9 protein-coding genes are annotated in these 12,251 nt (G+C 57.9%); 2 read left to right on the forward strand and 7 right to left on the reverse strand.

Annotated elements, in window-relative coordinates; translation table 11 throughout:
- Positions 1-32: 32 nt before the first annotated feature.
- The gene (locus LCQ44_RS05435) at positions 33-2,030 is read right to left on the reverse strand and encodes a DNA gyrase/topoisomerase IV subunit B (protein WP_225093263.1); all 1,998 of its coding nucleotides are present in this window, start codon (positions 2,028-2,030) and stop codon (positions 33-35) included.
- A 156-nt stretch (positions 2,031-2,186) separates the two neighbouring features.
- The gene (locus LCQ44_RS05440; RefSeq protein ID WP_225093264.1) at positions 2,187-3,569 is read right to left on the reverse strand and encodes an ATP-binding protein; all 1,383 of its coding nucleotides are present in this window, start codon (positions 3,567-3,569) and stop codon (positions 2,187-2,189) included.
- Between the two features lie 256 nt (positions 3,570-3,825).
- Between LCQ44_RS05440 and LCQ44_RS05445 the strand changes: the two genes are divergently transcribed.
- Both LCQ44_RS05445 and LCQ44_RS05450 read left to right on the forward strand, forming a co-directional pair.
- On the forward strand, positions 3,826-4,056 hold the full coding sequence (locus LCQ44_RS05445) for a helix-turn-helix transcriptional regulator (RefSeq protein ID WP_195568536.1): 231 nt from the start codon (positions 3,826-3,828) through the stop codon (positions 4,054-4,056).
- A gap of 9 nt (positions 4,057-4,065) precedes the next feature.
- Complete coding sequence (locus tag LCQ44_RS05450; RefSeq protein ID WP_225093265.1) at positions 4,066-4,650, forward strand: hypothetical protein; 585 nt, start codon at positions 4,066-4,068, stop codon at positions 4,648-4,650.
- A gap of 89 nt (positions 4,651-4,739) precedes the next feature.
- Here LCQ44_RS05450 and LCQ44_RS05455 read toward each other — a convergent pair whose 3' ends face one another.
- The 5 genes from LCQ44_RS05455 to LCQ44_RS05475 form a co-directional block, all read right to left on the reverse strand.
- The gene (locus LCQ44_RS05455; protein WP_225093266.1) at positions 4,740-9,107 is read right to left on the reverse strand and encodes a hypothetical protein; all 4,368 of its coding nucleotides are present in this window, start codon (positions 9,105-9,107) and stop codon (positions 4,740-4,742) included.
- Between the two features lie 155 nt (positions 9,108-9,262).
- Entirely contained in the window at positions 9,263-10,267 is a 1,005-nt protein-coding gene (locus tag LCQ44_RS05460) for a helix-turn-helix domain-containing protein (RefSeq protein WP_225093267.1), read from the reverse strand.
- A gap of 68 nt (positions 10,268-10,335) precedes the next feature.
- Complete coding sequence (locus tag LCQ44_RS05465; protein WP_225093268.1) at positions 10,336-11,130, reverse strand: sensor histidine kinase; 795 nt, start codon at positions 11,128-11,130, stop codon at positions 10,336-10,338.
- Between the two features lie 137 nt (positions 11,131-11,267).
- Complete coding sequence (locus LCQ44_RS05470; protein ID WP_225093269.1) at positions 11,268-11,489, reverse strand: hypothetical protein; 222 nt, start codon at positions 11,487-11,489, stop codon at positions 11,268-11,270.
- The gene (locus LCQ44_RS05475) at positions 11,486-12,178 is read right to left on the reverse strand and encodes a response regulator transcription factor (protein WP_225093270.1); all 693 of its coding nucleotides are present in this window, start codon (positions 12,176-12,178) and stop codon (positions 11,486-11,488) included. Before LCQ44_RS05475 ends, LCQ44_RS05470 begins: the two co-directional genes overlap by 4 nt.
- Positions 12,179-12,251 lie beyond the last annotated feature (73 nt).

Consider the following 12,251-nt stretch of genomic DNA (forward strand, 5'->3'; position numbering starts at 1 on the left):
ACTTCTTATGAGCCGTCGTTATCGATTTGCTGCTATTGCAGGTCCAGCTGGTCCAGGTATTCCTTGCCGTGCTCGGAGATATGGCGCTTGCGGCCTGCCTCGTCGTTGCCCAGCAGCAGGTTGAACATGGTCTCCATCTTGGTGACGTCCTCGGGCTCCACCTTGATCAGGCGACGCGTCTCGGGGTTCATGGTGGTGAGCCACATCATGTCCGGGTCGTTCTCACCAAGACCCTTGGAGCGGTTGATGGAGCACTTCTGGTCGCCGATCTCCTTAAGGATGCCGTTCTTTTCGAGCTCGGTGTAGGCAAAGTAGGTCTTTTCTTTGCAATTGATCTCGTAGAGCGGCGACTCGGCGATATACACGTAACCCTCGTCGATGAGCGTGGGCACCAGGCGATAGAGCATGGTGAGCACAAGCGTGCGGATGTGGTAACCGTCGACGTCGGCGTCCGTACAGATAATGACCTTGTTCCAGTTGAGGTTGTCCAGGTCAAAGGCGCCAAGGTTCTTGATGCGCTTGTCTTTGATCTCCACGCCGCAGCCCAGCACGCGCATGAGGTCCATGATGATGTCGGACTTAAAGATGCGCGGGTAGTCCTCCTTCAGGCAGTTGAGGATCTTGCCGCGGACGGGCATAACACCCTGGAACTCGGCATCGCGCGACGTGCGAATGGCGCCTGCTGCCGAGTCACCCTCTACGATGTAGATCTCGCGGCGGCTCTTGTCCTTGGAGCGGCAATCGATGAACTTTTGCACACGGTTGGCCATGTCGGTCTTCTGCTGCAGGTTGGTCTTGATGCTCTGGCGCGTCTTCTCGGCGTTCTCGCGCGAGCGCTTGTTGATGAGCACCTGCTCCATGATCTTGTTGGCGGCATCTTTGTTCTCGATCAAGTAGGTCGAGAGGCGCTCCTTAAAGAATGCCGTCATGGCCTGCTGGATAAAGCGGTTATTGATGGCCTTCTTGGTCTGGTTTTCGTAGGACGTCTGGGTGGAGAAGCAGTTGGTCACCAGTACCAGGCAGTCCTGGACATCTTGCCACTTAATGCCGCTCTCGTTTTTGTTGTACTTGCCCTGTTGCTTGATGTAGGCATCGATGGCGCTGGTCAGAGCACTGCGGGCGGCCTTCTCGGGTGAGCCGCCGTTCTCGAGCCACGATGAGTTGTGGTAGTACTCTTGCATCGTGAAGGTGCGCGAGAAGCACATGCAAGCAGTGATTTTTACGTTGTAGTCGGGCAGGTCCTCGCGATCGCGACCGCGACGGTCAGCCTCGATAAAGAAGGGCTCGGTGAGGTAGTCGGTACCGACCTTCTCGAGCACGTAGTCCTCGATGCCCTTGGGATAGCAAAAGTCCTCTTCGGAAAACTCGCCATCGTCGCCCTCGATGCGCAGGCGGAAGGTCACGTTGGCGTTGACCACGGCCTGGCGGCGCATGGTCTCGCGATACCACTCGTGGGGGATGCTGATGGAGGTAAAGACCTCAAGATCGGGGCGCCATTTGATGGTGGTGCCGGTACGGTCCTCGTCGCTGGGCTCAATCTCGAGTGCCTTCTTTTTGGCACCGACGACCTTGCCCTTCTTAAAGTGCAGGGAGTACTTGTTGCCGTCGCGCCAAACCGTGACGTCCATGTACTCGGATGCGTACTGGGTTGCGCACGAGCCCAGGCCGTTGGTACCGAGCGAGAAGTCGTAGTCGCCGCCCTGGTTGTTATTGTATTTGCCACCGGCGTAGAGCTCGCAAAAAACGAGTTCCCAATTAAAGCGCTTCTCGGAGGGGTTCCAGTCGAGCGGGCAGCCGCGGCCGTTGTCCTCTACCTGAATGGAACCATCGCGAAAGGCGGTAAGGGTGATGAGCTTGCCGTGGCCCTGGCGCGCCTCGTCAACGGCGTTGGACAGGATCTCGAAGGCGGCATGCGCGCAACCGTCGAGTCCGTCTGAGCCAAAGATGACGGCGGGACGCAGACGTACGCGCTCCTCGTCCTTGAGCTGGCGGATACTGTCGTTACCATAGTTTGCGGTGTTTTTTGCCATACTCGCTCTCTCGGTGCTCCTTTGCTGCGTTTAAGTCATATAGATAGTCAAGGTAGCATAGCCCGGCCCACAGACGATTCCACCCAACACGAAATCCATCGAACAATCGTTCGATTAGATAATGAATGCTTGGAATCGGGAGGGACCTGTCCTGTCCTATTCAAACATCTGCGGCAGGTCGATGAAGACGGTTCGATCGCTTTCGCCAGCTTCGAAGCCCGAACGGGAGAAGAATCCATAGCGATGGCACTTGAGTCCCGTTGCCTCGACTTGGGCGATTTCCTCGTCGACCATTTTTTGCGTGATGGGGGATTTGCGGAACTTTGCTTCGTAGAATGCGTAGCCCTCGGGGTCTTGCGTTACCACATCGAATTCGCCGCTCGTTTTGTTTGCGGGGTCGTCGTACCAGTACTTGCCTATGGCGTCGAAAGCCGGTTCGATCTTGCCGGTCCTGTTCTGCCGCACGAGGTATTGACGGCAGATCTCCTCGAACATATGAGGAACGTAGTTTTCCTCGAAGTCTTGGAAGACGTGACGATCATAGAAGACTTCCGGGTCGAGCAGCTGACGCGCTGAGGCATTGCGGAAAACATAGCGATAGTAAAAGAGCGAAAGCGGATCCACTACAAAGTAGCCAGACTTGCGCTTGTTCGTAGGGTCGTTGATGGGTGCACGCTTTTGGACGATTTCGAGTGACATGAGCTTGTCGAGCACGTCTGCCATGGCCGGACCGCTCGAGACGTGCGACTGTGCCAGCACGTCCCCCCAACGGGAGTAGCCTTGTGCGAGAGCCCCGAAAACTTCGTTGGCGTTGGTCATCTTCGAGATCTCGGCGTTGAGATAGGACGGCACCTCGCTTTCTAAGCGGGCGCCAGGTTCCGTGACGAGCTCGATGATGTTGTCGCGTACGCTTTGGGATTGATCGATGAGGCGATTGTAAAAGGGGATACCGCCAAAAACGCTATAGAGCCGCACCTTGTCCTCGGGCGAGAACGCGGGATAGAACTTCGCAGCGTCAAAGTAATCCATGGGCTTAAGCTCAAGCGCGAGATCAATTCGCCCGTAGAGGGGGCTTTCATGCTCGATGAGGGATTTCATAATCTCAACGTAGGAGCCGCACAGGACAATGTTTAAACGTGAGTCTTCCCTGCGGGCGTCGATTGAGGTCTGAAGAATGCTGTCTAGGCCTTTAACCGCATCTCTCAAGTAGGGGTATTCGTCGAGAACGAGGGTAATGTTCTTGTCTTTAGCTTGGGCAAACAGAAATTCGATGAGCTCGCGGATGCCTGTGAAGGCGAGCGGAGGAAAGCTCAGCGCTTCAGCAACAAGGACGGACAGACTCTCGAGGTTGTCTGCCTCGGAGGTTTGGCGGCACTCGTAATAGACCGTTGCGACGTCCGACAAATCGGTTAGCGCCTGCTTGATGAGCTCACTTTTTCCGACGCGACGCCTGCCGTAAATGAGAACATTGCGCTGCTCGGGTGCTTTGAGCGTTTTCTTAATACGGGCGAGCTCACGCTCCCTGCCAATAAATTCCACTTACTCGGTTCCTTCCGACTCGGTTTTGTCCGAGTTAATTGTATCGCATGGATCAGTTTATGCTCGAGTTTACTCGGACAAAACCGAGTCGGTTCTGTCCGAGTAAGTTTGAATAGTGAACCGAAGTTGTAATGTCCGCATGGCGATGACGAATATGGTTTTCATAATGACAGATATAGTTGACATTGTATGATATATGCAATATATTTCTGTCATGTTGCAACGGATATCTGTCCATTACTACGAAAGGAACTCCATGCCGGGCAAAAAGAACCTCCGCATGAAGGCGGCGCGCGCGGCGGTTGGCCTTTCGCAAGCTGACTTGGCCGAGGCCGTGGGCGTTACGCGCCAGACCATCGGCCTGATCGAGGCGGGCGGCTACAACCCCACGCTCAATTTGTGCGTGGCGATCTGCAAAGCGCTACGCGTTACGTTGAACGATCTGTTTTGGGAAGACGGGATCGACGTCGACCCTAACGCTCTTTAGGAGTTCGCTATGAAATTTGAAGATTTAAAACTCGTGCAAAAGTGGTGCGAATATGCCGGCCCAAAGGATGAGCGCCTGGAGGCTGAGAGCGCAAAAATCTACAAGATTGGTTTCGTGCTGCTTTCGTTTGGCATGCTGATGATCTTTTTCTACCAGTTTATAGCTCGACAGGTTGCGTGGGTTCACAGCGACGCCAGTGAAATGCCGCAAGGCTTTGCAACGCCGTTCGAGGCAGCCATGTATTTGTGGCTCGTTCTCGTGATGTTGATTTGCGCAGGACTGCAAACGCGGAAGGGCTATGTCGATACCAATCGTTTTGGGCAAACCGAGCATCTTCCTGTTGGATATTTCCTGCTTGTCAGCGGTCTTAGCGGCGCCGCGTTCGCGCTTGTTATTGCTGCAATGCGCTGTATCGCTGAGGCGCAGATCGTACCGCTCGAAAGCGTCTTTTGGTTGGCGAATCTGGCCACGGGCGTGTTCTGCGGTGCGACGATTTTCGCGGCCACGTTTGCTGTCCTGTGCGCAACGTTTTTCACGGCGAAAAGACGCCGTGCCAAGCTCGAGGCAGAACTCGACTCCACTGACGATAACTAATGCGCAATGGGCTGGCTCTGGGTATCCAGAACCAGCCCATTTGATGTTCGACGAGCCGAGTTGGCGTCTCTCACAAAAGTAACTAGGAGCTAGCGAGGCTTATCAGAATTGACCTCATCGGCGGTGTCTTTTTCGAGCGCCGTGCGGCGGGCGCTGTAGGCGATGAGGCCGGCGCCTGCCGCGGCGAGTGCTGCAGCGGCTGCCGTAAGGGGAGCGTTGACATCGCCCGTGCCAGCGAGCGCGCCCGCTTTTCCGGAGCGCTTGTTATTGCCGTGATCCTTGCCACTGCCGGAGCGGCTTCCGCCGGAGCCGCCGCCCTCGTCGGTACCGCCGCCACTCGAGCCACCATCGTCGTCTGCTGTCATCGGGGCGTCGTGAAGTCCTGTCGTATCCGCGCTGTCGCATACGCCGACCTGAACTTCTGAGCGTTCGCATGCCGCGTCGGGCACATGAAGCTCGTGCAGTACGGCACCCAGCGCTGAGTTTGCGCCCGGTCGAATTTCCTCGAGCGTTACGGGATCGAGTGCCACCAGGTCACGCGCCTTCGCATACAGCGTGACGCGTTTGCCCACCTCGTCGCCCCAGCTCTCCGGGATGGCAAAGCTCATGCGGAATTGTGCCGTGCAGCCCGGTGCCAGCACGGCGTTTCCATTGTCGGCAACCAGCGGGTGCGTTGCAAAACGTGTGTCCAGCGTCTCGAGCGCGTACTTCACGTGTGCCATGTCGTTGGCCGAAGCGTCCTCGGCAAGCTCCGGATCGTAGATCGATGCCGTGCGTGCGTTCGCTCCGAATCCGATGGATGCGCTGGAGAACGGCTGGTTGAAACCCTCTCGGTACAGATCGATCGTTCCGGCGGTCAGCAAGGTGTTGCCGTCGTTTCGTACCGTGACCATGAAGGATTCGCCTGCTGCTCCGGGCACCACTGCGCCCGAGGTGGCGACCGCGCCCGTCGGAGTGGCACACGCCACCAAGGGTACTTCGATGCCGTGCAGCTCTGCCTCGCTCTTCTCCGCGCTTACAATGTGCGTGGCGAGTGCGGAGAGCATGCCTCCCGACGTCAAAAAAGTCGTTATCTGATCGACGGGATGGTCCAGCTCGCACATCACGAACGGCTCCGTAAACAGATCGCCTGCCAAGGTGCTGGCGAAGATGCGGAAGTGCTTGCCCATCACTGCTACCGGGTTGCCTTCTTCGTCGTAGGTTTGCCCCACCTTGCCATCGGTGTTCTCTACATAGAGCACGCACCTGCCGTTGTTGCTTACGCTAAACGATGCCGGGCCACAGCCTGCGGCACCCACGGGCTGCGTTGCAAATGCCGATGCGCCTCGCGTCCAAGTAATATGCTGCAGTTGCTCGTTGACGGTAGCCAAAAAGCCCGTGTGCTGCGGCCACGGCACCGCGTGGGGTACTGTGGCATCTGGCGACATAACGCCCCAGCTCGCAATGGACTGGCCGATCACGGCGTACGATGCACAGCCACAACCGCCTGCGGTCTCGTATGCAATGGGCACCACCATTTTGCCGTTGATATTCTCGGGCGCGCCGAGCTCGATGCTCGACGGTGCCTGCGGAAAGCGGAGGACCTGACGGAACGTGAGACTGTCGCCCGAAACGTCCGACCACAGGGTAAAGCACTCCAGCGCAACCTCGGCCTCGCTGCCGAGCGTCTTTTCTGCGGTGGTTCCGCGGCGGTGGAGGTAGGCGCCCGACAGGCGCCCGTCGACAAGTGTCTTGCCCACCGTGATGCGTGGGCACTGCAGGCAATGGTAGCCATCCTCCTGAAGGCGGCCGCGCGAGATGCTGCGCCACGACGTGTGCGATACCACGCGAACTCCGTCGTTGCTTATGCGCAGGCGCACAACGGACAGTATGCCGGCTGTGCTTGCCATATCGAAAAGGGTGTCGTCGCCGGCGGGGCGCTCGCCCGAGACCAGCAGCACGTAGGCGTCCTGGTTTCCTCTTCCGTCCGTATATTCCACTACGTCGAAGTCGTAATCGTATATGCTGTCGCGCTCCACGTCGCCCTCGCCAAACCCAAGGGGAAAGTCCACAGGCGTGGGAGCGGACCACGTTCCGTTTGCCTTTGTGTGTACCACCAGGCGCGAGCGACCATTGTCGCCGTAACGCACCGAGGCGATACGGAACAGGCATTCTACGCCGGCAATCATTGCCAGCTTCATGTGGGCTTCGCTGAGCACGCCAGCAAACAGCACGTTGTCGCTCGAGGGCTTGATGCCGCCACGCTCGTCCTCCGACACGCCGGCAGAATCGGCGTTCGGGTCGGCAGCGGTGTTCGTTGCCTGACCGATGTAGGTGTACTCATACATCGGCGCGGCGTTTTCGTCGTTCTCTATCAGTGCATGGACGAAATGCTCGATCTGTCCCGTGTCGTCGCTTTCTGCATCCGCCTCGAGCTCAATGCGCGTGACCGCCCGATCCCAATCGCGCACGACAGGCGCGGCGTTTATCGCGGTGGCTGCAACCTCGGCGCGTGCGAGCAGCTCGGCGTTGGTGACGATGGTGGCCGATGCGATAAATTGCGGCACGTCGCCCGCCTCGATGTTGCCGGGCGTGCCGAAGCGGGCATCCAGCGTGTAAGGCGTATCTCCACCCAATGCGAGCTCAGAGCGCTGGAGCACATACTGGTTGCCATTGTTCACCGACATATTCCACGAATCGAGGAGTGTGGGCCACGACCCCGACCAAGCCTTGGTGGTCCACTTGAACATTACAAACTGGAGTATCACATCGACATCGACGTCTGCACCTACGCGCAGTCGCGGAAGCTGGTGTCCATCTGCCTTCTCATACCCAATGAACAGCGTGAGGGATGCGGCGCCGCGCACGGCAGACGAAGCGACGCCTGCAACGCCGGCGCCAAAGGTGACGGCAAGCCCGATCTGGATGGTGAACGAGCCCGAGGTGTTTGAATAGTCGAGCGAAATGTTTTTAAAAAACGCCGCGCCGCTGCCGTGCGTGTGGGCGCCCACGGCGAGCGCCAGTTTTGCCAGCACCCAGGGGTTGACGTTTAGGAAAAACGGCACCGGTCCCAAGGTGAACTGTTCGGTCCAGTTGAGGTCGGTTTTTACCTGGAAGAGGGCCTTAATATTGCCGTATGCGGGGTCGTTGTTGTTACCCCAGGTTTTGCCCACCCAATCGTAGGCGAGCGAGCCGTACAGCTGTGTGGCGATATCCATCGTGAACAGCGGCGTGCAACGGTGGCGAAGGAGCTTAGTGTTTCTTGGATCGGTGCCCGAACCGGCACTCATACTCTTGTACTGATTCCACTTCCCCTCCATCTCGTCGAGGTAGCGGTTTGCCTGCTTGGCGCCCGATTCACGCGGCGATTTCTTCCAGTATTCCGGATCAGGGTTGCCCGAATCGTTCATATAGCTGGCTGGTTTGTATCCTCCGCCAAACAGCACGTATCCGGCAAACGAGAAATCGAACATAATGGGGAACGAGGGCATCCAGCAGGTGAACTTGTTGCCGCCGATGCCGGGAAACGCCGCTGGGAAATCAAACGGAGTGACCTCTTGGTCCATGGTGGTGGGGACGATAGTGGTCGAGCCCGATTCCGCCTTTGCCGCCGGCGCGGTGACAACGGCCATGGGGGAGGAGAGCGTGTAGGTTTTGCCCTGATAGTCGAGGACAAAGCGCAGCTTGCACCCTTCCTCCAGAAGGACCGAAGCTGCATCGAGGAACTTGTCTTCGAGCGTGAACGTCGCCAGATTATCCGCGCCCGATGCGCTGGCCTTGACTTGGCCAATCTGTGTGACGGTTTCGGGCGAGCTGCCCGTGGCGGGCATTACCTTGTTGATGTGCAGCGTTGCCTGTCCACCCTGTGGCAGATGTGCCTGCACGGTAAAGGCGTGCGTGTCGGGTTGGTCGTTTCCGGCGTCGTCCTTCGGCAATGCCATGAACGTAGCGTCGGCGTACTGGATGTCCCATTCATCGAATGTGAGCTGGCGAAAGTACGGCTCGCCATCGGAGAGCGGACGTGTGGGTGCGGTAATGGCGGTGCCGCCTTGGACACGCGCGAGGGGAATCTCGACATCGCGGTAGCCCGCCATGCTAATGGAGATGCCGCCGTTAAAGTCGTACGCGTCGAGAAGCGTTGCCTCGTCCACGTAGCCTTCCGAAAGCGGTGCGACCTCAAAGATGGCTGTGCCTTCGTCATCGGTCGTGGCGGTGAGCTGCTTGCCTGCGGCATAGCGCGATGTGAGCGTGACCTGGGCACCCGTGATGGGCGTATTCTTGTTGGCGACGTCGACCACGACCACACCGAACATGGTGCGCGGGAGAACGAGCGCCCTGAAGGGGTCTTTTTCGTCGGCATAGGCTTCGGTGGGCGCGAACGGCAATATGAAGGCGTTTGCGCTTCCCGGCGCGCGCGGCAACATAATGCTCGCCAGCGAGGACGCTCCGGCAACGAGTAGCGAACGGCGATTAAGCATTTTGGGCTCCCATCCCGCAGGTATCGGTGGAAATAATCCAATTTTGCGAGAAGGTGCCCCGTGGTGGTAGTGCCGTTCAAGGGTCAAAATGTCCAAATTGATCGAGCGAAGCGCCGGGTTCCGGAACGCGTTCGATGCGCTTGGCAGCCCGGTTGTTAACGCAACATATGCGCGACCAGCTCGGCGCGTGTGCCGATACCAAGCTTTGCGTATACGCCGGATAGGCGGTTTTTGACGGTGCCCGGCGATACTCCCATATGGCGTGCGATTTCGGCGTTGGTCCACCCACGACAGGCGAGCATGGCCATGGTGAATTCCGTGGTCGTTAGATCGTCGGCCACGTCCTCGCCCGAATCAGGGTTGTGGATGCGCCGCCAGCCGTAGCTGAAGCGGTACGTGATCTCGATGATGCGCGCGAAGTCGTCTGGGTATTGCGTTTTTAGGCACGCCTCGATGAGCCCCTGTAAAAGGCCGTGGTGCTCGCCAATGAGCTCGATAAGGCCGTCGGGGCGCGCAATGCCCCAAGCGGCTCCGAAGTGTGCCTTTGCGGCGTCGATGTCCTTGAGGCTCATGCATGCCATGGAGGCTGCCAGGTGCAGGAACAGTTCCGAGATCGGATAACTTCCCTGTTTCATAATCAGGGCGTTTTCCGCCATGCCCAGGCTGCGGCCGTATTCGCCGCGCAGATACAAGGCGTGCGCCATCACGTAGCTGGCGAACAGGCGCAGGCCTTCGGGCAGATGCGCCGCAAGTGGATAAAACTCTTCGGCAGAATACGGGGAAGGCAAGTGCAGCAGGACGCTTGCGGCCGAGGCGAACAGGATATGCGTGGCGTGGATAGCGGATGATTCCTCGTCGGCCGGCGTATCGAGGATGCCCGCAAGGCACCGGCGGGCGTCGGCGATACGGTTGAGCGACAGGCTGGCATATCCGCAGATAAAGCATGCGGAATAGCGCAGTGCGGGATCGGTGGCGTCAAGATAGGAGCGCGCCGTCTTGGCAGCGAGGGCGGCCTGTCCGCGAAAGTACAGCGCTTCTGCCGTGGCGATGGTGCGTGAATCGGGGTCGGAAATGCCTGCAACCGCAGCGTCAATCTGCCCTGGCACAAAGGCAGTGCACATCAACGGCATGGGAACGCATGGGTAGCCATCGCAGTCCATCTTCCATCTCCCAACAGCTGGCAACAATAGCAGCAATTGTACTCCTGTTGCTCGGGACCCCTTTCGTTTTACTGCTCGGTTGACGCTGCAGATCGTTTTGGAAGGCTTACGAGCATGGTAGTCCCGTTCTCGGAACTTGTTTCGACCTCTACCGTGCCACCGTGAAGCGCTGCAATCTCCCAAACGAGTGCTAGTCCGAGTCCTGCGCCGCCGTACGCCCTGCTGCGGGATTTATCCAGGCGAAAGAACGGTTGGAAGATGCTCTCACGGTACTGCTGGGGTATTCCCGGGCCCTGGTCCTCGACTCGCAGGAACACGTGGTTGTCGCTGTCGCTGATGGAGACGTTGACAGTTGAGCCGGAGCGGCTGTAACGGATAGCGTTTTCGGTCAAGTTAAACACCAGCCGATAGAGGAGCGCATCGTTCCCGATTACTAAAGCGTCTCCAGCACAATTGAGGGCTATGCCCTTATTCTCGGCAAGTGGCGCAAGGTCGGTGAGGACCTCTTCGGACAAGGGACCAAGTTCCACATCGTCCTCGCAAGGAACGCTGCGGAGCTCACTCATCTCGAGCAACACCTTGGTCATCCGCGACATTCGCTCAGTTTGTTCTTGTAGTAGGCCGAGCAACTCGGCTGTTTCGGGTTGTAAGTTGGAGCGCTCGGAGACAAACAGTTCGATCTGTGCTTGCATAAGGGCGAGCGGGGTGCGCAGCTCGTGTGCGGCGTTGCCGGTAAACTGACGCTGTGCAGAGAACCCTTCGCCAAGACGGGCGATCATGTCGTTGAAAGAGGCGCTGCATCGTTGTAGCTCGGTGGGCATATCTTCACTGAGTCTGATTTCGCTTAGGTTGTCAGGCTGCACACACTCAACCTGGGCTGCAAAAGCTCGTAGCGGTTTGAGTGCACGGCCGCTCACAAAGTATGCCAGCACGCCGCCAAGGAGTGTGACTCCAGCCGTGATGCGCCAGGCTGTCGTGCCAAAAGACTCCTGTGCGTCGTTTACGACGATCGTGACCTCTCGTCATCGAGGGTCGCTTTCGTTGGGTCGAACGCCTGGGGCGATTCTTCGCCGGTTGCGTTAAAGGCCGAGATGTCACTGCCGATGGCATCCATGTAGCGCATGCCCGTATAGCCGACCAGACAGTTCGTCAGCACGCATGCTGCACACGTGAGCAGTGCCGTCATAATCGTTATGCGCCATTGCAGCGAAAGCCTTTTCATTCGCTATCCTCCATAACGTAGCCCTCTCCAATCCGATTGCGAATCGGGTCGTATCCCAAAGCGCTGCGTAGCTTTTTGCGGAGCGACGAGATGTGAACGCGGGTTGCGTTGCTAAAGCTGTTCACGCTGCTATCCCAAACGTGCTCGATAAGCTCCTCTTGGCTTACCGGTCGCCCCTGATTAAGCATCAGGTATTCCAAGATTCCCGTTTCCTTGCGTGTAAGAGATAAGGCCTCGCTGCCCACGGAAGCGATGCGCGCCTTGGTGTCAAAGCTGAGTTTTCCGCAGGTTAATACTATGTCGCTTTGTGCGAAGCGCCTGAGGGTAAGGCTGCGGATCCTTGCCGCAAGTTCGTCCAGATGAAACGGCTTGGTGAGGTAATCGTTGGCGCCGGCATCGAGTCCGGCGACCTTATCGGATACTTCGCCACGCGCGGACAGAATCAGTATCTTGGTCTCGCAGTCGGTTTTCCTAAGTTCCCTGAGCACGGTCATGCCGTCGATACGGGGGAGATTGAGGTCGAGTACCACGAGGTCAAAGACTTCGATGCTCAGCAGATCGAGCGCCTCCCGTCCATCGTGGCAGCAGTCGACGCTGTATGCCATGTTTCGCAAGCTGCGTGCGATCGTGTCGCACAGTGCTCGCTCGTCTTCGACGATCAAAATACGCATAACAGTCTCCTTGCACATTCCAAATCGCGCTTAACACGGATTTTATAGTCGATATGGTCCAATGGTCGCGTAACGAAAGGAGTGGTCGTGT

The organism is Collinsella aerofaciens (assembly GCF_020181355.1).
Lineage (GTDB): Bacteria > Actinomycetota > Coriobacteriia > Coriobacteriales > Coriobacteriaceae > Collinsella.

Excerpts from the sequence above, each read along its gene's own strand:
- LCQ44_RS05435 (WP_225093263.1), bottom strand. The coding sequence starts at position 2,030 with ATGGCAAAAAACACCGCAAACTATGGTAACGACAGTATCCGCCAGCTC.
- LCQ44_RS05445 (WP_195568536.1), top strand. The coding sequence starts at position 3,826 with ATGCCGGGCAAAAAGAACCTCCGCATGAAGGCGGCGCGCGCGGCGGTT.
- LCQ44_RS05450 (WP_225093265.1), top strand. The coding sequence starts at position 4,066 with ATGAAATTTGAAGATTTAAAACTCGTGCAAAAGTGGTGCGAATATGCC.
- LCQ44_RS05455 (WP_225093266.1), bottom strand. The coding sequence starts at position 9,107 with ATGCTTAATCGCCGTTCGCTACTCGTTGCCGGAGCGTCCTCGCTGGCG.
- LCQ44_RS05460 (WP_225093267.1), bottom strand. The coding sequence starts at position 10,267 with ATGGACTGCGATGGCTACCCATGCGTTCCCATGCCGTTGATGTGCACT.
- LCQ44_RS05470 (WP_225093269.1), bottom strand. The coding sequence starts at position 11,489 with ATGAAAAGGCTTTCGCTGCAATGGCGCATAACGATTATGACGGCACTG.
- LCQ44_RS05475 (WP_225093270.1), bottom strand. The coding sequence starts at position 12,178 with ATGTGCAAGGAGACTGTTATGCGTATTTTGATCGTCGAAGACGAGCGA.